The organism is Amycolatopsis pretoriensis (assembly GCF_900107925.1).
Lineage (GTDB): Bacteria > Actinomycetota > Actinomycetes > Mycobacteriales > Pseudonocardiaceae > Amycolatopsis > Amycolatopsis pretoriensis.
This window is the reverse complement of the sequence record NZ_FNUJ01000004.1, coordinates 522,139-542,992: the sequence shown is the minus strand read 5'-3', so window position 1 is coordinate 542,992 and position 20,854 is coordinate 522,139. Positions and strand designations below refer to the sequence as shown.

General features: G+C 71.3%; 19 protein-coding genes and 1 tRNA gene. 8 read left to right on the top strand and 12 right to left on the bottom strand.

What is annotated here, in order from left to right; translation table 11 throughout:
- Nucleotides 1-6 precede the first annotated feature (6 nt).
- Together bagA and bagB are read left to right on the top strand one after the other, a co-directional pair.
- Nucleotides 7-1,014, top strand: coding sequence for an ATPase BagA (gene bagA, locus BLV96_RS20155; RefSeq protein WP_086679225.1), 1,008 nt, complete (start codon nucleotides 7-9; stop codon nucleotides 1,012-1,014).
- The gene (bagB, locus tag BLV96_RS20150; RefSeq protein WP_086679224.1) at nucleotides 1,011-2,120 is read left to right on the top strand and encodes an ATPase BagB; all 1,110 of its coding nucleotides are present in this window, start codon (nucleotides 1,011-1,013) and stop codon (nucleotides 2,118-2,120) included. The genes bagA and bagB overlap by 4 nt, the downstream gene beginning before the upstream one ends.
- Before the next feature lie 105 nt (nucleotides 2,121-2,225).
- Here bagB and BLV96_RS20145 read toward each other — a convergent pair whose 3' ends face one another.
- Nucleotides 2,226-2,522: a WhiB family transcriptional regulator gene (locus BLV96_RS20145; protein ID WP_086679223.1), complete on the bottom strand. Its 297-nt coding sequence runs from the start codon at nucleotides 2,520-2,522 to the stop codon at nucleotides 2,226-2,228.
- Nucleotides 2,523-2,864: 342 nt separating this feature from the next.
- Between BLV96_RS20145 and BLV96_RS20140 the strand changes: the two genes are divergently transcribed.
- Nucleotides 2,865-5,042, top strand: coding sequence for a transglycosylase domain-containing protein (locus tag BLV96_RS20140; protein WP_208608280.1), 2,178 nt, complete (start codon nucleotides 2,865-2,867; stop codon nucleotides 5,040-5,042).
- A gap of 39 nt (nucleotides 5,043-5,081) precedes the next feature.
- Here the strand turns inward: BLV96_RS20140 and BLV96_RS20135 are convergent, their stop codons facing one another.
- Nucleotides 5,082-6,899, bottom strand: a complete 1,818-nt coding sequence (locus tag BLV96_RS20135) for a serine/threonine-protein kinase (protein ID WP_086679221.1) — start codon at nucleotides 6,897-6,899, stop codon at nucleotides 5,082-5,084.
- A gap of 119 nt (nucleotides 6,900-7,018) precedes the next feature.
- Here BLV96_RS20135 and BLV96_RS20130 point away from each other — a divergent pair, with 119 nt between their 5' ends.
- Nucleotides 7,019-7,999 carry a metallophosphoesterase gene (locus tag BLV96_RS20130; RefSeq protein WP_167379659.1) on the top strand — a complete coding sequence of 327 codons (981 nt, stop codon included), beginning with the start codon at nucleotides 7,019-7,021 and terminating at the stop codon, nucleotides 7,997-7,999.
- Nucleotides 8,000-8,028: 29 nt separating this feature from the next.
- Nucleotides 8,029-8,102: transfer RNA gene (locus tag BLV96_RS20125), tRNA-Pro, on the top strand.
- Between the two features lie 164 nt (nucleotides 8,103-8,266).
- Here BLV96_RS20125 and BLV96_RS20120 read toward each other — a convergent pair.
- The gene (locus tag BLV96_RS20120; protein ID WP_086679220.1) at nucleotides 8,267-9,031 is read right to left on the bottom strand and encodes a methyltransferase domain-containing protein; all 765 of its coding nucleotides are present in this window, start codon (nucleotides 9,029-9,031) and stop codon (nucleotides 8,267-8,269) included.
- A 39-nt stretch (nucleotides 9,032-9,070) separates the two neighbouring features.
- On the opposite strand from BLV96_RS20120, the gene BLV96_RS20115 reads away from it, so the two are divergent.
- Nucleotides 9,071-10,921, top strand: a complete 1,851-nt coding sequence (locus BLV96_RS20115; protein ID WP_086679219.1) for a prolyl oligopeptidase family serine peptidase — start codon at nucleotides 9,071-9,073, stop codon at nucleotides 10,919-10,921.
- A gap of 63 nt (nucleotides 10,922-10,984) precedes the next feature.
- Here BLV96_RS20115 and BLV96_RS20110 read toward each other — a convergent pair whose 3' ends face one another.
- Entirely contained in the window at nucleotides 10,985-11,170 is a 186-nt protein-coding gene (locus tag BLV96_RS20110; protein WP_086679218.1) for a tautomerase family protein, read from the bottom strand.
- A gap of 10 nt (nucleotides 11,171-11,180) precedes the next feature.
- Nucleotides 11,181-11,807 (bottom strand): TIGR03085 family metal-binding protein, encoded by a 627-nt coding sequence (locus BLV96_RS20105; protein WP_086679217.1) that lies wholly within the window; start codon nucleotides 11,805-11,807, stop codon nucleotides 11,181-11,183.
- Nucleotides 11,808-11,881: 74 nt separating this feature from the next.
- Here BLV96_RS20105 and BLV96_RS20100 point away from each other — a divergent pair, with 74 nt between their 5' ends.
- Entirely contained in the window at nucleotides 11,882-12,943 is a 1,062-nt protein-coding gene (locus BLV96_RS20100) for an NADH:flavin oxidoreductase/NADH oxidase (protein WP_086679260.1), read from the top strand.
- A gap of 28 nt (nucleotides 12,944-12,971) precedes the next feature.
- Here the strand turns inward: BLV96_RS20100 and gad are convergent, their stop codons facing one another.
- The 4 genes from gad to BLV96_RS20080 all read right to left on the bottom strand — a co-directional run bounded on the left by gad (nucleotide 12,972) and on the right by BLV96_RS20080 (nucleotide 16,057).
- Nucleotides 12,972-14,360 (bottom strand): glutamate decarboxylase, encoded by a 1,389-nt coding sequence (gad, locus tag BLV96_RS20095; RefSeq protein WP_091389382.1) that lies wholly within the window; start codon nucleotides 14,358-14,360, stop codon nucleotides 12,972-12,974.
- A 74-nt stretch (nucleotides 14,361-14,434) separates the two neighbouring features.
- Nucleotides 14,435-14,911, bottom strand: a complete 477-nt coding sequence (locus BLV96_RS20090) for a Dps family protein (RefSeq protein ID WP_091389379.1) — start codon at nucleotides 14,909-14,911, stop codon at nucleotides 14,435-14,437.
- Nucleotides 14,912-14,951: 40 nt separating this feature from the next.
- Nucleotides 14,952-15,374, bottom strand: a complete 423-nt coding sequence (locus BLV96_RS20085; RefSeq protein WP_091389377.1) for an organic hydroperoxide resistance protein — start codon at nucleotides 15,372-15,374, stop codon at nucleotides 14,952-14,954.
- Between the two features lie 134 nt (nucleotides 15,375-15,508).
- Nucleotides 15,509-16,057, bottom strand: coding sequence for an NADPH-dependent FMN reductase (locus tag BLV96_RS20080; protein ID WP_091389374.1), 549 nt, complete (start codon nucleotides 16,055-16,057; stop codon nucleotides 15,509-15,511).
- A 145-nt stretch (nucleotides 16,058-16,202) separates the two neighbouring features.
- Between BLV96_RS20080 and BLV96_RS20075 the strand changes: the two genes are divergently transcribed.
- Entirely contained in the window at nucleotides 16,203-17,252 is a 1,050-nt protein-coding gene (locus tag BLV96_RS20075) for an alpha/beta hydrolase (protein ID WP_091389372.1), read from the top strand.
- Nucleotides 17,253-17,360: 108 nt separating this feature from the next.
- On the opposite strand, the gene BLV96_RS20070 is transcribed toward BLV96_RS20075, so the two are convergent.
- The 3 genes from BLV96_RS20070 to BLV96_RS20060 all read right to left on the bottom strand — a co-directional run bounded on the left by BLV96_RS20070 (nucleotide 17,361) and on the right by BLV96_RS20060 (nucleotide 20,712).
- Nucleotides 17,361-17,891, bottom strand: a complete 531-nt coding sequence (locus tag BLV96_RS20070; protein ID WP_091389369.1) for a hypothetical protein — start codon at nucleotides 17,889-17,891, stop codon at nucleotides 17,361-17,363.
- Nucleotides 17,892-18,605: 714 nt separating this feature from the next.
- Nucleotides 18,606-19,205: an acyl-CoA-like ligand-binding transcription factor gene (locus tag BLV96_RS20065; RefSeq protein ID WP_208608278.1), complete on the bottom strand. Its 600-nt coding sequence runs from the start codon at nucleotides 19,203-19,205 to the stop codon at nucleotides 18,606-18,608.
- Nucleotides 19,186-20,712: a DHA2 family efflux MFS transporter permease subunit gene (locus BLV96_RS20060; RefSeq protein ID WP_244180341.1), complete on the bottom strand. Its 1,527-nt coding sequence runs from the start codon at nucleotides 20,710-20,712 to the stop codon at nucleotides 19,186-19,188. The genes BLV96_RS20065 and BLV96_RS20060 overlap by 20 nt, the downstream gene beginning before the upstream one ends.
- Nucleotides 20,713-20,854 lie beyond the last annotated feature (142 nt).

Here is a 20,854-nt window from a genome sequence, read left to right as displayed (position 1 = left end):
GAAGAAGTGACCATTCCCCATGCCGGCTGGACCGACGAGCTTGCCCGCGCCCGGCTGCACTTCGTCACCGGCAAGGGCGGGACCGGCAAGACGACGCTGGCCGCCGCGCTCGGCCTCGCGCTCGCCCGCGAAGGCCGCCGCGTGCTGCTCATCGAGGTCGAGGGCCGCCAGGGCATCGCCCAGCTCTTCGACACCGAGCCGCTGCCCTACGCCGAGCAGCGCATCGCGTCCGTCCCCGGCGGGGGCGAGCTGCGCGCGCTGCACATCGACGTCGAAGCCGCGCTGCTCGAGTACTTCGAGATGTTCTACAACCTGGGCTTCGCCGGCCGGACGCTGCGGCGGATGGGCGCGATCGAGTTCGCGACCACCCTTGCCCCGGGACTCCGCGACGTCCTGCTCACCGGGAAGGTCAAGGAGTGCGTCGGGCGCACCGAGTCCGACGGGCGGCACACCTACGACGCCGTCGTCGTCGACTCGCCGCCGACCGGCCGGGTCGTCAAGTTCCTCGACGTCACCAAGGCCCTCACCGACCTCGCGAAGACCGGCCCGATCCGCGGCCAGGCCGAGGGGGTCGTGCGGCTGCTGCACTCCGGCGAGACCGTGATCCACCTCGCGACGCTGCTGGAGGAGATGCCGGTCCGCGAGACCGTCGAGGCCGTGGCCGAGCTGGACGGCGCCGACCTGCGCCCGGGCGCGGTGCTGGTCAACCGGGTCAGACCGCCGCGGCTGCCCGCGCGCTCGGTGACCGCTGCGGCGGACGGGCGCGTCGACGCCTCCCGCGTCCGCGACGGGCTCGCGACGGCCGGGCTGAAGCTGCCGCAGGAGACCCTGGACGCGCTGGTCGACGAGACCGTCGAGCACGCCGTGCGCGTCGCCGCCGAGCAGCGGGCGCGCGAGCAGCTCGCCGAGGCCGACCTGCCGACCCTCGAACTGCCGGACCTGACCGACGGCGTCGACGTCGCGGCCCTCTACGACCTGGCCGAAGCCCTGACCGACCAGGGGGTGCGGTTGTGACCACCATCGACATCGACGCGCTGCTCGACGACCAGGAGAGCCGCGTGATCGTCTGCTGCGGCTCCGGCGGCGTCGGCAAGACCACGACGGCCGCGGCGCTGGCCCTGCGCGCGGCCGAGCGCGGGCGGCAGACCGTCGTGCTGACGATCGACCCCGCGCGCCGGCTCGCCCAGGCGCTGGGGTTGCGCGAACTCGGCAACCACCCGAAGCAGGTGCGGGTCGACGGGTTCGAGCCCAAGGGCGAGCTGTGGGCGATGATGCTCGACATGCGCCGCACGTTCGACGACATGGTGCGCGTGCACGCCGGCCCGGAACGCGCCGAAGCGCTGCTGAAGAACCCCTTCTACCAGACCATTTCCACGTCGTTCTCCGGCACGCAGGAGTACATGGCGATGGAGAAGCTGGGCCAGCTCGCGGCGACCGGCGACTGGGACCTGATCATCGTGGACACCCCGCCGAGCCGGTCCGCGCTGGACTTCCTGGACGCGCCGACGCGGCTGTCGTCCGCTTTGGACGGCCGGATGATCCGCCTCCTGACGGGCCCGGCGAAGGCCGGCGGCTGGGGGCTGCGCAAGGTCGTCAACGCGGGCTTCTCGATGTTCGCGAAAGCGGTGTCGACGATCATCGGCGGCCAGCTGCTGACCGACGCGTCGGCGTTCATGCAGGCGTTCGACAGCATGTTCGGCGGCTTCCGCGAGCGCGCCCGCAAGACGGCGGAACTGCTGCGTTCGTCCGGGACGTCGTTCCTGGTGGTGGCGGCACCGGAGCCGGACGCGCTGCGCGAGGCGTCCTACTTCGTGGAGCGGCTGTCGTCGGAGTCGATGCCGCTGGCGGGGTTGATCGCGAACCGGACACACCCGGTGCTGGCGTCGCTGTCGGGCGCGGAGGCGCTGGCGGCGGCCGAGACGCTGCAGAACGCACCGCTGGCGGAGGCGGTGCTGCGGCTGCACGCGGACCGGGTCAGCTTGGCGGCGCGCGAGGAGCGGTTGCTGGCGCGGTTCACCCGGGCCCACCCCGAGGTGGCGCTGGCACGGGTGCCCGCGCTGGCCGGTGACGTGCACGACCTGGAGGGCCTGCGCGACATCGGCGTGAAGCTGGCCGGCTGACGCGGAGCTTTCACGTGAAAGCTCCGCCCTGCGGGCGGCACTTTCACGTGAAAGTGCCGCTCGGGGGAGTGCGCGGTGGCAGGACCGCGCACCCCACCGCGGCGCTCAGCCGACTTCCACCCGCTCCTCCGCGTCCCTCTTGGCCGCGTCGAGCAGGTCCGCCCAGCTCACCACGTCGGGGCGGCGGCGCAGCAACGCCCGCCGCTCCCGCTCGGTCATGCCTCCCCACACGCCGAAGTTGATCCGGCCGTCGAGTGCTTCGGCGAGGCATTCCGTCCGGACCGGGCAGCCCATGCAGACCGCCTTGGCCCGGTTCTGCTCCGCGCCCCGGACGAACAGGCCGTCCGGGTCGGCGTCCCGGCAGGACGCGTTGATTCGCCAGCTCGACTGGTTGGTTTCCATACCCCCAGCTCCCTACCCTGGTGATCGACGCACCAGCGGGGAAAGGCACTGCGCTCCTTGCCCCCGCGAGCGTGTCTCCCTCTGCTCACGTCGGTTCCGGGCACCTCCCCGGTGCCGGTGCCGCCGATCGGACCAAGCGAGCTCCCACCCGCGTTGATCCATCCGTCGGCTTGTCTACGTGAGACGTTGACGGACTGTAGGGGCCCTCGGTTCCCCCCGTCGAGACCCAGGATGCCTTCCGTTACCAGATGTCACCGAAGGGGGTCGGTTTTGTCACTGAATTCACACCCTCGGAGACACGGCGTCACCGGCACCCCACCCGCCCCGGGTAGCCTGGCCCTCGTGCGAAAAGCGGATGGTTTGTTCAAGCTCATCGGCCTCTGTCTGCTCGCGGGGGTGCTCGTCGCCGGCATGCTCTTCCCCGTCGTGGGGGCGGCCGGTGTCATGTCCAACCAGGCGAGCGAGACGGTGGAGAAGACGTCGTCGGACCTCGCCGACATCCCGCCGCCGCTGGTGACGACCGTCACCGACAGCACCGGCAAGCCGATCGCGACCCTGTACGACCAGTACCGGCTGCCGATCACGCCGGACCAGATCAACGAGGCCATGAAGTGGGCCCTGGTCTCGGTCGAGGACAAGCGGTTCTACGAGCACCACGGCGTCGACTGGCAGGGCACCCTGCGCGCGGCCGTCAGCAACAGCACCGGCGCGGACACGCAGGGCGCGTCGACGCTGACCCAGCAGTACACGAAGAACTACCTGATCAACGTCGTCTACCGGAACGACCCGATCGGCCAGAAGAAGGCCCAGGAGCAGTCGATCGCCCGCAAGCTCAAGGAAGCGCGGATCGCGATCCAGCTCGAGACGAAGCTGACCAAGCAGCAGATCCTCGCGGGCTACCTGAACATCGTCGAGTTCTCCCGCCAGATCTACGGGATCGGCGCGGCCGCGCACGCGTACTTCAACACGACGCCGGAGAAGCTCACCGTGCCGCAGGCCGCGCTGCTGGCCGGCCTGGTGAACAACCCGATCAACAACGACCCGTGGAAGCACCCGGACAAGGCGACCGCGCGCCGCAACCTGGTGCTCGACCGGATGGTGGAGAACAAGAAGCTGGCCAAGGCCGACGCCGACCGCTTCAAGGGCGAGCCGCTGGGCGTCGTGCCGGACTTCCCGGCCAAACCCGCGGCGAACTGCATCGGCGCCGGTGCCGAAGCCGGCTTCTTCTGCCAGTACGTCGAGGACTACCTGCTCAAGGCGGGTGGGATGACCAAGGACCAGCTGTACACCGGCGGCTACACGATCAAGAGCACCCTGGACGAGCGCGCCAACCACGAGGCGAAGGTCTCGGCGGAGACGCAGGTCAACAAGACCCAGAAGTACGTCGCGAACACGCTGTCGCTGATCAGACCGGGCAAGGACCGGCACGAGGTGGTCGCGCTGGCGGCGAACCGCGACTACGGCCAGGACCAGGACGCCGGCCAGACGACGTACGCGCTGCCCACCGGCGTCTACAACACCGGCGGCGCGGGGTCGACGTACAAGATCTTCACCTCGGCCGCGGCGCTCGAAAAGGGCGTGGCGGGGATCTACTCGCCGGTCCAGGTGCCGGACACCTACGTGTCCCACGTGTTCAGCGGTGGCGGCGACAACTGCCCGTCCACGGGGCCGCCGCTGCGTTCGCGCTGGTACTGCGTGGGCAACGCCGGTGACTACAGCCGGATCGCCCAGGGCGCGACCCTGCAGACGGCGCTCGCGACGTCGCCGAACACCGCGTTCGTCGAGCTCGAAGACCGGCTCGGCAGCACCGCGCCGGCCATCGACATGGCCAAGCGGCTCGGCATGCGCGACACGATGGCGAGCAACGCCGGCGGCGGCACGGTCGACCCGAAGGCGGAGAAGGACGAGAAGCGCCTGAGCCAGGCCGAGTTCTACGGCCCCAAGGGGAACTGGCCGGGCTTCGGCGCGTTCACCCTGGGCTTCAGCCCGCTGAGCGGCCTGGAGCTGGGCAACGTGGCGGCGACCATCCTCTCGGGCGGCGTCTGGTGCCCGCCGACGCCGATCGCCGGCGTGACCGACCGCAACGGCCAGCCGGTGCCGATCAAGGAAGCGCCGTGCGAGCAGGCGGTGCCCGAAGGCCTGGCGAACACCCTCGCGGTCGGCATGAGCAAGGACGACCAGCCGGGCGGCACGTCGGCCGGCGCGGCGAGCGCGGTGAAGTGGGACCGGCCGATCATCGGCAAGACGGGCACGACGCAGGGCAACGTCTCGGCGACGTTCGTCGGCGGCACCCCGCAGCTGGCGGGCGCGGCCATGACGTTCAAGTTCGGCGGCGGCCAGGGCGGCATCTGCGACGGCAACGCACCGGGCTCGGTCCGAGTGTGTCCCAGCGGCAACATCTTCGGTGGCAAGGCGCCGGCCCGGACTTGGTTCGGCGCCATGAAGAACATCATGGAAGGCCAGCCGAGAGTGGAGCTGCCGCAACCGGATCCGCGGTACATGGGCGGCGGCGCCCGGTAGCCGGAGCAGAAGGGCCCGCGGGGAACCGCGGGCCCTTCTTCAGTTCTGCGGCATGTCCGACAGGATCTCGGTGTTCCACCACTGGTAGAGCTTGTCCAGCTCGTCGTTGTCGGTCACCTTGGTGGACAACAGGATCCCCGCGACGAGATCCTTCTTCTCCGTCCAGATCAGCTGGGCCGGGTCGCCGAGGAAGCACGTCAGGTACTCGCCCGGGATCGGGTTCGGGACCTCCGCGCGGTAGTACGTCCCCCAGATCTTCGGGTACTTGTCCGGCCGGCACGCGCCCTGGGCGTCGTTGCGGGTCAGGCCCTGGGTCTTCACGACGTCCTGGAAGAACGCGTCCATCGCCGCCGCGTCCGCGAAACGCAGGAAGCGCGCCCCGGTCGGCTGCTGGAACACCACGTTGCCGATCTTCACGTCGCCGACGGTCGAGTCCGTGCACTCGGCCGCCGCGGCCGTGCCGGCCGGCGGTGCGGCGGGCACGCACGTGTACTGCTTGTACACCGCGGGAAGCGCGGCGAACAGCTTGCCGTCAGGTGCCGGTTTTGTGTCCGAAGTGGACGGTGGCGGGCTCGACTTCTCCGTCGAGCTCTCGGGAGCCGGCGTCGACGACGTCGGGGGCTCGACCGTCACCGGTGGCGTCTGCGGGCCCGGGCCGGCGGTCTGCGCGTTGTCCTTGGTCACCAGGTACGTGATCAGCAGCGCGACCACGACTACGCCGGCGAGCGCGCCGCACAGCGCGATCCACCGGTTCCGCTGGGACTTCGGCGGCCTGGCCGCGGCCGGGGCGAGCTTGCCCGACGGCCCGGTGAAAGGCTGCGGGCCCGTCCGCGGGCCGGGGTACGAACCGGTCGGCGGGCCCGCGTACGGGGTGGCCGGCATCGGACGCGGCGGGGTCATCGGGGCGGACACCGCGTGCTGCTGCGGGATCGGCCCGGAGAAGGTGGGTGGCGGCCCGGCCAGCGTGGGCGGCGGTGCGGCCAGGGTCGGCGGCGGGGTCACCGGGCCCGGCAGGGTCTTCTGCCACGTCGGCTGCGGAGCGGCCGGGGCACTCACGGCCGCGCGGGCGGCCTCGGCGAACGCCTGGGCCGTCGGGTAGCGGTCGGCCGGGTTCTTAGCCATCCCGCGCGCCACCACCGCGTCCAGCGCCGGTGGCAGCCCGGGCCGCTCCTGCGACGGCACCGGCGGCGGCGCGTTCAGGTGCGCGCCCAGCTGCGCGGCCGCGCCCTCCGCCGGGAACGGGCGCCGTCCGGTGAGGCATTCGAAGAACACGCACGCGAGCGCGTAGACGTCGACGAGCCCGGTGATCGGCGCGTCGCCGAAGCGTTCGGGCGCCATGTAGTCGAGCGTGCCGATCACGTTGCCGGTGCCGGTGATCGACGTGCCTTCGGCGGTCATCGACCGCGCGATGCCGAAGTCCACGAGGTACACGAAGTCCGCGCTCGTCACCAGGACGTTGGACGGCTTGACGTCCCGGTGCACCAGGCCGTCTTCGTGGGCGGCGTCGAGCGCGCCGGCGACCTGCTCGACGATCCCGGCGGCCCGCGCGGGCTCGAGCGGGCCGTCTTCCAGCAGCTCCTTGAGGTCCTTGCCTTCGACGAGCCGCATGTCGAGGTACAGCTGCCCGTCGATCTCGCCGTAGGCGTGGATCGGGATGACGTGCGGTTCGCGCAGCCGCGCGACGATCTGCGACTCGCGGCGGAACCGGGCCCGGAAGGCTTCGTCGCCCGCGTTCGGACCGGACAGCAGCTTCAGCGCGACGACGCGGTCGTGCGCCGTGTCGTACGCGCGGTGGACCTCGCCCATGCCCCCTCGGCCGAGCAGGCCTTCGATCTTGTACGGCCCGAACTGCTCCATCGTTCTCCCCAAGCCCCCCGGCTTGATTCCCGTCTATCGGGCCGACGCAAATGCTAAGCGGCAGGTTCCCCGGAACGGCGGCGAGTTCACCCAACCGTTGAGCACGTATCCTGGGCTTCGTGAGCACGCTCAGTAACACAAGCACGTCGGGGGCGACCGCGAAGCGCCTCGCCGCGGGGACGGTGGCGCTCGGCGTCGCGACCCTCGGTTACGCCGTCGGCATCGAACGGCGCCACTGGACCCTGCGCACCGCCGAGCTTCCGGTGCTGGCGCCCGGGTCGCGGCCCTTCACGATCCTGCACGTCTCGGACCTGCACATGCTGCCGGGCCACCGCAGCAAGCAGCGCTGGGTCGCCGCGCTGGACGAGCTGAACCCGGACCTCGTCGTCAACACCGGCGACAACCTGTCGCACCGGACGGCGGTCCCGTCCGTGCTGCGCGCGCTGGGCCCGCTGCTCGACCGCCCCGGCCTGTTCGTCTTCGGCAGCAACGACTACTACGCGCCGAAGCCCAAGAACCCGGCCCGGTACCTGATGCCGAAGGGCAAGAAGAAGCGCATCCACGGCGTCCAGCTGCCGTGGCGCGACCTGCGGGCGGCGTTCGTCGAGCACGGCTGGACCGACCTGACGCACGTCCGCCGCACGATCGACGTCGGCGGCCAGGCGGTGTTCGCGGCCGGTGTCGACGACCCCCACCTGCGCCGCGACCGCTACACCGACATCGCTGGCCCGGCCGACAGCGGCGCGGCGGTCCGCATCGGCGTGACGCACTCGCCGGAACCGCGGGTGCTCGACACGTTCGCCACGGACGGTTACGACCTGGTCCTGGCGGGCCACACGCACGGCGGCCAGCTCCGGCTCCCGGGTTACGGCGCGCTGGTCACGAACTGTGAGCTGGATCGCAGCCGCGCGCGCGGGGCCTCGCGGTGGGGCGCGCACATGTGGCTGCACGTTTCGGCCGGTTTGGGGACGTCGCCGTGGGCGCCGGCTCGGTTCGCGTGCCCGCCCGAGGCGAGCTTGTTGACCCTGGTCCCGCGCGGATCGGGGTCGCCGAAATCGCGTAAGACGGCCCCCCGAAAAGCCCGCGACACCGTCCGCTAGACTTCTCCACGACCCGTTAAGCAGTACCTCGGGGTGTGGCGCAGCTTGGTAGCGTGCCTCGTTCGGGTCGAGGAGGTCGTGGGTTCGAATCCCGCCACCCCGACGAGAGAGCCGAGAGGGCCGGTGTGTTGGCGGAAAGCGCCAACCTTGCCGGCCCTCTCGGCGTTCTTTGGGGGTCGAACCCCCAAACCCCCGCCAGGGCGGCTTCGCCCCCTGGACCCCCGACGCCACGCTGCGCGTTACCCGGCTCTCCGTTTCCGTCTGGTTTCAGCGGGTCGCCGTCACTTCGACCCAGCACTGGCTGAAGTCCCCGTCGCCGCCGCGGGTCCACATCCACGCCGAACGGGCCGCGCTCGCCAGCTGGTCTCGGTCCCGGCCCTCCTCCTTGAGCGCCGCCTCCAGCCGCGTCTCCACGTACCTCGCCAGATCGCGGTAGCTCATGTCCGAGCGGTAGCGGGCTCTCGACACCACGTCGGTGAAACCCGCCGCCGCGCACTGGTCGGCGATGACCCGGCCCGCGAACGGGTTGCCGCCCGCCTGGCGGCGCAGCAGGTAGTGCCCTCTCAGCGCCGCGTCGACGTTCGCCGTCTTCGGGCGCAGGCGCGCCTTGCTCCAGTCCGAAGTGGACAACGCCAGCCTGCCGCCCGGCCGCAGCACCCGGCGCAGCTCCGCGAGCGCGTCCAGCGGGCGGGACAGGTGCTCGAACAGCGCGTGCGAAAACGCCACGTCCACACTGCCGGTGGCGAACGGCAAGTCGTACGCCGACGCCACGAGAAAGTCCACAGTGGACCTTCCGGCGCGGCGCGCGGCAGCGCGGGCGAGCTCGACCTGACCCGCGTCGAGGTCGAGCCCGGTGACGCGGGACTCCGCCGCCAGCCCGAGGGTGATCGAGCCCGGGCCGCAGCCGAGGTCGACCACCCACGTCCCCGGTGCGAACAGCGGCTGGGCGAACGTCGCGCGCTCCACCGCCGTGCGCGCGGACATCATCGAAACCGCGTCTCGCCCGTAGCCCGGCGCGTAACCCTCCAGCACCCCGCACACAGTACGGCCAGAAGGTGGCAGGATCGAGGGGTGAGCACGCAGTCAGCGAACCAATATCCGCCCGCGGAGGTCCCGGACCGGCTGTTCGACGACGCCGAAGCCGAGAACCGCTGGCGCGCCCGCTTCCACGCGCCGCGCATCTCCTCGCCCGAGTGGGCCCGCGACGCCCCCGACGCCAACATCTACGTCTCCAACTCCAGCGGTGTCTGGGAGGTCTACGCCTGGAACCGCGCGACCGGCGAGCACCGCCGCGTCACCGACCGGCCGAACGGCACCCTGCACGCCACGCCGTCCCCGGACGGCGCGTGGATCTGGTGGTTCGACGACACCGACGGCGACGAGTTCGGCTCGTGGGTGCGCGAGCCCTTCGCCGCGACCGAAGGCAGCGAGCCCGAAAAGGCCGTGCCGGACGTCCACGACGGCTACCCCGCCGGCCTCGAGATCGGCGCGAACCTCGTCGCGGTCGGCGTCTCGACCGACGACGGCAGCGAGCTGTTCGCCCGGATCGGCGGCGAGACGCAGCGCTTCTACAGCCACGCCGACGACGCCGGCATCGCGTCGCTCTCCCGCGACGAGAGCCTGATCGCGATCTCCCACTCCGAGCACGGCGACTCGCGCCACCCCGCCCTGCGGGTGCTCGCCACCGACGGGTTCGCCGCGGTGGCCGACAAGTGGGACGGCGAGGGCAAGGGCCTGACCGCCCTCGAGTTCTCGCCGCTGCCCGGCGACCAGCGCCTGCTGGTGCTGCACGAACGCCGTGGCCGCGAAGAGCTGCTCGTCTGGGACGTCCGGGCCGACAGCGAGACCGAGATCGAACTCGACCTGCCCGGCGAAGTCGTCGCCGGCTGGTACCCGGACGCGCGCGCCCTGCTCGTCGTCCACTTCCACGAAGGCCGCAGCTCGTTGTACCGCTACGACCTCGACACGGCCGCACTGTCCTCTGTGGACACACCGGCCGGGCGCATCGGCGGCGCCGGCGTCCGTCCGGACGGGACGGTCGAGTACTCGTGGTCCAGCGCCGCCGAGCCGGCCGCCGTCCGGTCGCGCACCACCGACGGCACCGACTCGGTGCTGCTCGAGCCGCCGGGCGAGCGCGCGCCGGGGTCCGAGCCGGTGACCGACGCGTTCGTCGAAGGCGTCGGCGGGCGGATCCACGCGCTGGTCTCGCGGCCGTCGGACGCGCCGGAGGGCCCGTTGCCGACGGTGTTCTCGCTGCACGGCGGCCCGCACGCGGCCGACGAAGACCGCTTCTCCGCTTACCGGGCGACCTGGCTCGACGCCGGGTTCGCCGTGGTCGAGGTCAACTACCGCGGTTCGACCGGCTACGGCTCGGCCTGGCGCGACGCCATCGAAGGCCGGCCCGGGCTGACCGAACTGGAGGACGTCGCCGCGGTGCACGACTGGGCCGTCCAAAGTGGACTCAGCGATCCGGCCAAGTGCGTCGTGAACGGCGCTTCGTGGGGCGGCTACCTGTCGCTGCTCGCGCTCGGCACGCAGCCGACGCGGTGGGCGGCGGGCGTCGCCGGGGTACCGGTGGCGGACTACGTCGCCGCGTACGAGGACGAGATGGAGCAGCTGCGCTCGTTCGACCGCGCGCTCTTCGGCGGTTCGCCGGAGGACGTGCCGGCGGTGTACCGGGAGTGCTCGCCGCTCACGTACGTCGACGCCGTGACGGCGCCGGTGCTCGTGCTGGCCGGCGACAACGACCCGCGCTGCCCGATCCGCCAGATCGAGAACTACCTCGACCGGCTCGGCGGCCGCGACCTGCTCCACGAGTTCTACCGCTACGACGCCGGCCACGGCTCGCTGGTGATCGCGGAGACGATCAAGCAGACGTCGATCGAGGTCCACTTCGCCCTGCGGGCCCTCGGCCTGCGCTGACCGCAAGTCCGTGAATGGCACATTGAGGGACACTTAGTCCCTCAATGTGCCATTCACGGCGTTTCAGCGGTCGGAGTGCAGGACGCCGCCGGTGGCCCAGTGGTCGGCGCCGATCTCGACGAGCGTCACCTGGACCCCCTCGGGCTTGCCGCCGCAGGTGCGGATGAACGCGTCGGTCAGTTCCCGGACCAAGGCGCTCTTCTGGGCCGGGGTGCGGCCGGGGAACATGGCAACGCTGATCATCGGCATGACGCGCAGCCTAGAGCCCCCGGTTCACCGACTGAAGCTTGGTGACGGCGGCCGCATCACCTTCGAAGCCGAGGTCGACGGCGTCCCGGCCGAAGACGAAGAGCAGCAGGTCGACGGGCTCGCCGACGACGGTGACCGGGTCGGGCCCGGTCTTGACGGCGGCTTCGCGGCCATCTTTCGTGCGCAGGGTGACGCCGACGGGTGCTTTGCGGAGGTTGAGCTTGGCGGCTTGCCGGGCGGACTTCCAGGCGGCGGCGTCCCGGGTGGCGTCGGCGGGCCGCGGCTCCCAGCCGGGCTGCGCGCGCCGGACGTCCTCGTGGTGGACGAGGAACTCGGCGGTGTTGGTCAGCTCGTCGAGCGGGCCGATGGCGGTGGGCCAGAACTTCCCCGGACCCTGCCGGACCTGCGCGACGAGGGTCTCCCAGGGTTTGGCGGCGTAGCGGTCCTGGACCTTCTGCGTGTACCCGGCGAGCGCGGGCACCACGATTCCGGGAGCGGCGTCCGGCCGGTGCTCGCGCACGACGAGGTGCGCGGCGAGGTCCCGGGTGGTCCACCCTTCGCACAACGTGGGCGCATCCGGCCCGAGTTCGTCGAGGAGGGAGCTCAAGGCCTGGCGTTCGTCAGCAGCGACACCCATGTGGTCGACGTTACTCGCCGGTACCCGCGGAGGCGACGGGAAGAGACGGCCGGCACGTGTCGTTGATCCTCTACGTGAGCCGACTCTTCAGCCCGATCACCGTCCGCGGCCGCACCCTGCCGAACCGCGCGTGGGTGTCGCCGATGTGCCAGTACTCCGCGACCGACGGCGTCCCGGGTGACTGGCACCTCGTGCACCTCGGCCAGTTCGCCACCGGTGGCGCCGGCCTCGTCATGACCGAAGCCACCGCCGTCACCCCCGAGGGCCGGATCAGCCCGCAGGACACCGGCATCTGGAACGACACCCAGGTCGAAGCCTGGCGCCGGATCGTGGACTTCGTGCACGGCCAGGGCACGGCCATCGGCATGCAGCTCGGCCACGCCGGCCGCAAGGGCTCGGCGCACCGGCCGTGGGAAGGCCCCGGCAGCGTCCCGCCCGCCGAAGGTGGCTGGGAGAGCGTCGGCCCGTCCGCGACGGCGTTCGGCCAGTACGCCGTCCCGCGCGCGCTCACCACGGCCGAAGTGGAAGCCCTGCCGGAAGCGTTCGCGGAGGCCGCGCGCCGAGCGGAAAGCGCCGGGTTCGACGTGCTCGAACTGCACTTCGCGCACGGCTACCTCGTCCACCAGTTCCTGTCGCCGCTGTCGAACACCCGCACCGACCGCTACGGCGGCGACTTCGAAGGCCGCACCCGGCTCGCGCTGGAGATTGCCGACGCCGTGCGGGCGACGACGGACGTCCCCCTCTTCGCCCGCCTCAGCGCCACCGACTGGACCGAGGGCGGCTGGACCCTCGACGACTCCGTCCGGCTCGCGAAGCTCCTGGCCGAGCGCGGGATCGACCTGATCGACACCTCGACCGGCGGCAACAACCCGGCCGCCGACATCCCCGTCGGCCCGGGTTACCAGGTGCCGTTCGCCGAGCGGATCCGCGCCGAAACCGGCCTCCCGACCGGCGCGGTCGGCATGATCACCGACCCGCGGCAAGCCGAGGAGATCATCGAAAACGACCAGGCCGACGTCGTGTTCCTGGCCCGCGCGCTGCTGCGCGACCCGCACTGGCCGCTGCGCGCGGCGAACGCGCTCGGCGCGGACGTCCCGTGGCCCGACCAGTACGCCCGCGCCAAGTCCTGGCACTGACCGGAGCTTTCACGTGAAAGCTCCGGCCTCAGTGGTGGAAGGCGGTCGCCTTCGACGGGTCCTTCGGGCGGCCGCCCTCCTTCGCCAGCTCCGGCAGCACCCGCTCGAGGTCGGCCAGCAGCAGGTCCGCGAGGTCGTGCGTGAAGCCGTTGCGGACGACGATCCGCAACACCGCCAGGTCCGTCCGGTGCTCCGGGAACGTGTACGCCGGCACCAGCCAGCCCCGCTCGCGCAGCCGTCGTGACACGTCGAAGACGTCGAACCCCGCGTCCGCGCGAGTCGTGAACGCGAACACCGGCAGCTGGTCCCCGCGGGTCAGCAGCTCAAACGGCCCGAGCCCGGCGATTCCGGCGGACAGGTGGAGAGCGACGTCGCGCGAAGCCTGCTGCACCGCGCGGAATCCCTCGCGGCCGAGCCGCACGAACGTGTAGTACTGCGCCGCGACCTCGGCGCCCGGGCGGGAGAAGTTCAACGCGAACGTCGGCATGTCACCGCCGAGGTAGTTCACGTTGAACACGAGCTCCGACGGCAGCGCGGCCTGGTCGCGCCACACCACCCAGCCGACGCCCGGGTACACGAGCCCGTACTTGTGGCCCGACGTGTTGATCGACGCCACCCGCGGCAGCCGGAAGTCCCACTCCAGGTCCGGGTCGAGGAAGGGCGCGATCATCGCGCCGGAAGCGCCGTCGACGTGCACCGGGATGTTCCAGCCGGTCCGCTCCTGCAACGCGTCGAGCGCCGCCGCGATCTCCGCGACCGGCTCGTAGCTGCCGTCGAACGTCGAGCCGAGGATCGCCACCACGCCGATCGTGTTCTCGTCACACCGTGCGACGGCCTCTGAAGCCGAGAGGTGGTACCGCTCGCCGTCCATCGGCACCAGCCGCGGCTCGACCTCCCAGTACTCGCAGAACTTCTCCCAGCACACCTGGACGTTCACGCCCATCACCAGGTTCGGCTTCCCGGTGCGCCCGAGCTTGGACCAGCGCCGCTTCAGCGCCATCCCGGCGAGCATGCAGGCCTCCGACGACCCGGTCGTCGAGCAGCCCATGATGTCCGTCGGATCGGGCGCGTGCCACAGGTCGGCGAGGATGTTGACGCAGCGGCGCTCCAGCTCGGCCGTCTGCGGGTACTCGTCCTTGTCGATCATGTTCTTGTCGACGCACTCGGCCATCAGCTCACGCGCCTGCGGCTCCATCCACGTCGTGACGAACGTGGCGAGGTTGAGCCGCGCGTTGCCGTCGAGCATCAGCTCGTCGCGCACGAGCTGCAGTGCGGAGTCCGGCGGGAGCGAGTCGTCGCGCAGCTTGTCGTGCGGCATGACGAAGCCCGCCGCGAGCGCCGGGTTCGCCCCGGCGTACATCGGATTCGTGCCGCCGGCTCGGTCCGGGCGGTCGGCTTTCCCCTGATGCAAGACCATGCCACCGAACGTACTGAGCCCGGCAACGCGAAAGGGGCCGTCCCGTCCGGAACGACCCCTTTCGCGCGAAAAAATCAAGCCTGCTGGGCCTGCCACATCCAGTGCGCCTCTTCGAGCGCGCGGGTGATCTCGATCAGCAGGTCCTGCGTCACGAGGTCGCTCTTGTCGGTCTCGTCGATGCGCTGGCGCAGCCGCTCGATGAGCGCCGCGAGGATCTCGACGATCGCGGCGACCGTGGACTCCACGGACTGCCAGTTGTCGGGGTACTCGGGCACACCCGAGCTCTCGACGACGGTCTTGGCCTTGCCGTTCGGCGAGATGCCGATGGCGTTGGCGCGCTCGGCGACTTCGTCGACGTACTGGCGCGCGGTGTTGACCAGCTCGTCGAGCTGCAGGTGCGCGCTGCGGAAGTTCGAGCCGACGACGTTCCAGTGCGCCTGCTTCGCGATGAGGGACAGGTCGACCAGGTCGACCAGGGTCGCCTGCAGGGCGTTACCGGTGATCTCCTTGTCGGCCTCGGAAAGCGGGCTCTTGATCGGAGACTTGCTCATCTCTGGTGATCCTTTCCTCGGACTCGTGCGGGCTTGGGTGTCAGACGGTGGCGGAAAGCGCGACCTCGATGTTGCCGCGGGTCGCGTTGGAGTAGGGGCACACCTGGTGGGCCTGCTCGACCAGCTGGTCGGCCTGGGCCTGCTCGAGGCCCGGCAGCGAGACGTTCAGCGCGACGCCGAGACCGAACCCGACGTCCTGCTTGAGCACGCTGACCTCCGCGGTGACGGTCGAGCCGTTCAGCGGGACCTTGGCCTGGCGCGCGACCAGCTGCAGGGCGCTGTGGAAGCACGCCGAGTAACCGGCGGCGAAGAGCTGCTCGGGGTTGGTCTTCTCCCCGCCCGGGCCGCCCATCTCCTTCGGGATGGCCAGCGACTCGTCGATGACGCCGTCGGACGAGGTCACCTCGCCGTTGCGGCCGTCGCCGCGCGCCGTCGCCACCGCGGTGTAGATCGCCTGACCCATGCTCAGCCTGCCTTCGTTCGCGGACGCTCCACAGCGAGCGTCTCACTGGGCACAACATCCCGCACCCGCGGAACAGTGCCCCCACATGGCGGGCATCACGTCGATCGATTACCCGGCGGCCACCGGGCAAAACGTCATGCGGCGCGCGTCACCGCGAACTCGGCGACCTGCCGCCCGATCAGGCGAAGCGTGCGAACGCTCTTCTCGTCCGACGCGCCACCGCCTTCGTCGAACTTGGTCTCGGCGGAGTTGATCGAACCACCCAGCGGGGTGGCCCAGCCGCGCAGCGCGTGCGTGATCGTGCGCAGCTGCTCGAGCGTGGTGACCGCGGCCTGCCAGCCGTACGCGACGGCGGCCAGCCCGACGGCGCGGCCGTCGAGGTAGGGCCGCTGGTCGTCACGCAGGTCCTCGACGTAGTCCAGGGCGTTCTTGACCAGGCCGGACAGCGCGCCGTGGTAGCCCGGCGACACGACGATCAGCCCGTCGGCCTGCCGGACGGCTTCGATGAGGGTGGTGGCGCGCTCGTCGCGGTCCGGCTCCCCGGCGTCGTAGAACGGCAGCACCAGTTCCGGCCCGGAAAGCAGCCGGGTCCGGACGCCGACTTCGGCCGCGCCTTCGAGCGCGATCCGCAGCGCGCGTTCGGACTGGGAGCCCTCCCGCAGAGAGCCGCCGATCCCGAGCACGTTGAGCGTCCTGGCTGAAGTCACGTCTTTCAGGCTAACCCCTCCACTTAAGTGGACATCCAGAGTTTGGGACCGAGGGCCGCGTCACAGCTGGACCGGATACCTACTGACGAGTAACGTCCCCGGCGACCCCCAGGAGGCAACGATGGCGATCCCGCTCCCGGTCCGCGCCCAGGCCGCGGCGTCCCAGCTCGCGTTCTGGCTGCCCACGCCGGTGAAGCGTGCCCTCGCGGGACGTCCGGTGCGCATCGACGGCCAGGACCTCGCGCTCGACGCCCAGCTGCTGCTCCGGCTGCAGAAGCTGTCCGGCGCGGAGCTCGTGCAGGGGTCGGTGGAGCAGTCGCGCGCCCTGCTCGACGTCGGGCGGCACCTGGTCAGCGGCAAGCCGATCGAGCCGGTTTCGGTGCGCGAGATCGCCGTTCCGACGCCTGATGGCGACTTGCCGGCGACGCTCTACACGCCGGTCGGGCTGCCCGAAAAGTCGCCGCTGCTCGTGTTCTTCCACGGCGGCGGCTGGGTGATCGGGACGCGCGAGAGCCACGACAACGCCGTCCGGTTCCTGGCCAAGCACGCCGGGGTGCGGGTGCTGTCGATCGAGTACCGGCTGGCCCCGGAGTTCCCGTTCCCGTCGGCGACGGAGGACGCGCTCGCGGCGTTCGAGTACGCGGTCGCGAAGGCGAGCGACCTCGGCGCGGACCCGGCGCGCATCGCCGTCGGCGGCGACAGCGCGGGCGGCAACCTCGCGGCGGTCACGGCGCAGCAGGCCGTGCAGCGGGGCGGCCCGGCGCCGGCGTTCCAGCTGCTGATCTACCCGGCGACGGACTTCTCGCGGCGGTACCGCTCGCAGGACCTGTTCGCCGAAGACCTGTTCCTGACCGACGTGCACATGAAGTGGTTCGAGGGCCACTACGTGCCTTCGGGCACGGACCTGACCGACCCGCGGCTGTCGCCGTTGCACGCGGACGACTTGAGCGGCTTGCCGCCGGCGCTGGTCGTCACGGCGGGTTTCGACCCGCTGCGCGACGAAGGTGAGGCGTACGCGGAGAAGCTGCGCTCGGCGGGGGTCGAAGTGGCGCTGCGGCGGCACGAGGACCTGATCCACGGGTTCATCAACTTCACGGGCGTGGGTACGCGGTTCCGCGAGGCGCTGGCCGAGACGGCGGGCGCGTTGCGGCAGGGTTTGTCGTTCGCCTGACTCGTTCGCTTGACCACGAACCCGGAGCCCGGCGCGGAGGAATGTCCGCGACCGGGCTCCGGGTCCCCCTGTTTTTCGGTGGCTGCTTTCGGTGGCTGCTTTCGGTGGCTACGAGCCGGGGACCGGCAGCGGGGGCACCGGCAGCGGCGGCACGGGCAGGCCGCCGAGGATCCCGCCCAGGATGCCGGTGACGGCGGCGAGCAGGGCTTTCACCAGGTCGCTGACGATCTTCAGCGGCCCCGGCAGGTCCGGCAGCGCCGGGATCGGCACCGGCAGCGGCGGCAGCTGGCGGGCCTTGGCCGTCGGGTCGGCCAGGAGCCGGCTGGACTCGTCCGCCCGGCCCTTGGCCAGGCCGGCGAGCTGCTCGGTGTCGGTCTGGACGGTGTAGCGCTTCCCGGCGGCGATGTCCGCGAGCACCGGGCTCAGGTGACCGAGGTCGGTGCGCGTGGCACCGACGTTGCCCGCGTAGGCCACCTTGGTCAGGTCGTCGCGCATCTGGAGCACCTGCGCGGCGAGGGCCTGGGTGCTGGAGGAACCCTTGCCCCCGCCCGGGCTCGCGGCCGCGAGCCCCGCCATTCCGACCGCCAGCAGACTGCTCGCGGCTACCAGGGCGATGGACCGCCCGAACTTGCCTTTCATTTCCTACCTCCTGGCGTCGAGACCTGACGGGGTAAATCGATACCCCCCGTATCGGAGATAAGCCACCCGATCACCGGTTGGGGACGTTTTCTAACCCTTACGTGCCGGATGCGTTTGAGGTGAACTGCCCCGCAATTGATTAACGTCGAAATCTTGCCCTTCCCCCTGAAGATCATCCTGGCCTGTTGTTGTCGTTACTGGTGGTAGTGGGAGTCCACTGTGGAGCAGTTCGGTCACTCACGCGGGTGTAAACGGTGATCATTTGGCTTCATCACTCCGTCGGACCGCGTGTCGAGACTGCTCCAGACGGGTCGTCCCCCACGCTCGCACCGCCACCCACACGGTGTTCCCCGAGGTGGGGGTGGGAATGCGAAATCAATTCCGAAATCGGGCGCGGGGAAGGGTGGGGAAACGGCCACAGGTGGGGCGGGAGACACGGATGGCCGATCGGGTGGCTTACGGCGGTCGGCCGCGCGAGCACCGCCTGCCACATGCGCCATCGACCGGCCAAGCCTCGCCGGTGGGGTTGCACCCGCCCCGCCGCGGGCTGGCGCCTTTCCCGAGCACCACCGGCCGCATGCGCCCATTCGCCGGCAGGGCACCCCACCCGCTAAGCGGCCGCCAGCCGGGCGCCACCGCTAGCGCGCGTGCCACCGCCGCGAGCAGGCGCCCTCCCGGCCGCCCGCGCCCAACCGCGCAGCCGCAGCCCCACTCCTACAGCGGCAGCCCCGCCTCCAAGTGCGCCACCGCTCGGTCCAGCACCACCAGCGTGTCCATCTCCGGGTCGGCCGCCGCCCCCACGAACGCGGCCAGCACCACCCCGACCACCGCCCCCGCCCAGTTGCGGACCTCGAAGTCGTCCGGCGACCGGCCGGTCCGCTCCGCCGCCATCCCCGCCAGCAGCTCGATCCCCTCCGCGAACTTGTCCATCACCGCCAACCGCAGCTCCGGCTCGCGGAACACCAGCAACTGCCGCTGCCGCTCCTGCTCCCACGCCTCGCCCGACAACTGCTCGCGGATCACGTCCACCGTCGCGCGCAACGCGCCGATCGGGCTCAGCTCGGCCGGCTGGGCCAGGGCCGCCGCGATCAGGAGCGGGTCGAACGGGTCGTACAGCACCGTCTCTTCCTTCGTCGGGAAGTAGCGGAAGAACGTGCTGGGGGAGATCTCCGCCGCCGCCGCGATCTGGTCGACCGTCGTGGCCGCGTACCCCTGCTCGCGGAACAGCCGCAACGCGTGCCGCTGGATCGCGGCGCGCGTCTTGGCCTTCTTGCGTTCCCGCAGCCCCGAGGGCTCAGCTGGCGACGACGTCATGCTCCGATTCTCGCGGCCGCACCTCCGGGGCCGCCCGCCCGGGCAGGAACAGCAGCGCGAGCAGCGCACCCGCCACCCCCAGCCCGGCGCAGACCCACAGGGTCGCCGCCATGCCGTCGGTGAACGCCACCCGCGCCGACTCCGCCAGCGACGGCAGGTGCAGCTTCTCCGCGACGGCCACCGCACCCGACGCACTCCCGCGCACCGCGTCCGCCACCGGCGCCGGCAACCCTCCGACGGCAACACCGTCCCGGTAGACGCCGTTGAGCACCGTGCCCAGCACCGCCACCCCGATCGTGCCGCCGACCTGGCGCAGCACCTGGATCAGCGCCGACCCGGCGCCCGAGCGCCCCTCGGTGAGCGCGCCCATCGCCATCGTCATCAGCGGCGGCAGCGTGCACCCCGTGCCCAGCCCGATGACGCTCGCCCAGGCCACCGTGAAGCCGTAGCCGTCCGACGGCGACGTCGCCGAACCCCACGCCAACCCACCCGCGAGCAGCGCGAACCCCGCTGTGACGACCACCCGCACGCCCACCACCGCGACCAGCCGTTCGGCGACCTTCGCCGACACCAGCATCCCGCCGATCAGCGGCAGCAGCCGCACGCCGGTCTGCAGCGCGTCGGCCCCCTGCACCGCCTGGAACAGCTGCGGCAGCACGAACAGCAAACCCATCAGCGCGAACGACGCCATCGTCGCGAGCACCGCGCCCCAGACGAACCGCGGCTCGCGGAACAACGCCAGGTCGGTGAGCGGCGCGGCCGTGCGCGTCTGCGTCCAGCCGAACACCGCCAGCACCGCGACGCCGAGTGCGATCAGGCCGTACGTCACCGGGTCGGCCCAACCGTGCTCGCCCGCGTGGACGAAGCCGTACGTCAGCGCGACCAGCCCGGCCGCCGAGAGCGCGATGCCCGTGAAGTCGATCCGGCCGCGGCCGGAGCCGGGCGTGAGCGGCACCAGGAACAGCACCGCGACCAGGCCGACGACGGTCAACGGGACGTTGATCAGGAACACCGAACCCCACGCGTAGTGGTCGAGCAGCCAGCCGCCGAGCAGCGGCCCGAGCGGGATGCCGGCGAACGTCGCCATCACCCACGTCGTCAGCGCCTTCGCCCGCTCCTCCGGGGGGAACAGGGTGTTGAGCAGCGAAAGCGACAGCGGGATGAGGAACGCCGCGCCGGCGCCGAGCACGACGCGGGCGGCGATCAGCTGGCCGGGCGTGCTCGCGTAGGCGCAGGCCAGGGAGGCCAGGCCGAACAGCGCGAGCGCGCCGAGCAGCAGTTTCTTCGGGCCGAACCGGTCGCCCAGCAGGCCCGCCGGCAGCAGCAGGGCGGCCAGCGCGAGCGTGTACGCGTTGCCGAACCACTGCAGCTGCGTGGTCGTGGCGCCGAGGTCGACGGCGAGCGTCGGCACGGCGACGTTCAGCACGGTCAGGTCGAGCCCGACGGTCAGCAGGCTCACCGCGAGCGCTCCGAGCGCCCACCACCTGCGTGGCTGGAGTTGAGTCATAGCTACTCCCAATTGATAGTTACTGCCAAATGAGAGTAGCTCTCAAAATCGGTGAACGCCACGGGGAAATAACTTGCACGCGCGTACCACCTTGGGTTCTCATCGAGTACGTGCCGTTCCAGCCGTACCGCCGGGTCCTGTC

Coding starts and splice junctions, on each gene's coding strand:
- BLV96_RS20110 (WP_086679218.1), bottom strand. CDS start 11,170: ATGCCGATGATCAGCGTTGCCATGTTCCCCGGCCGCACCCCGGCCCAG.
- BLV96_RS20060 (WP_244180341.1), bottom strand. CDS start 20,712: ATGACTCAACTCCAGCCACGCAGGTGGTGGGCGCTCGGAGCGCTCGCG.
- BLV96_RS20145 (WP_086679223.1), bottom strand. CDS start 2,522: ATGGAAACCAACCAGTCGAGCTGGCGAATCAACGCGTCCTGCCGGGAC.
- gad (WP_091389382.1), bottom strand. CDS start 14,360: ATGGTCTTGCATCAGGGGAAAGCCGACCGCCCGGACCGAGCCGGCGGC.
- BLV96_RS20085 (WP_091389377.1), bottom strand. CDS start 15,374: ATGGGTCAGGCGATCTACACCGCGGTGGCGACGGCGCGCGGCGACGGC.
- BLV96_RS20135 (WP_086679221.1), bottom strand. CDS start 6,899: ATGGAGCAGTTCGGGCCGTACAAGATCGAAGGCCTGCTCGGCCGAGGG.
- BLV96_RS20070 (WP_091389369.1), bottom strand. CDS start 17,891: ATGAAAGGCAAGTTCGGGCGGTCCATCGCCCTGGTAGCCGCGAGCAGT.
- BLV96_RS20065 (WP_208608278.1), bottom strand. CDS start 19,205: ATGACGTCGTCGCCAGCTGAGCCCTCGGGGCTGCGGGAACGCAAGAAG.
- BLV96_RS20075 (WP_091389372.1), top strand. CDS start 16,203: ATGGCGATCCCGCTCCCGGTCCGCGCCCAGGCCGCGGCGTCCCAGCTC.
- BLV96_RS20090 (WP_091389379.1), bottom strand. CDS start 14,911: ATGAGCAAGTCTCCGATCAAGAGCCCGCTTTCCGAGGCCGACAAGGAG.
- BLV96_RS20105 (WP_086679217.1), bottom strand. CDS start 11,807: ATGGGTGTCGCTGCTGACGAACGCCAGGCCTTGAGCTCCCTCCTCGAC.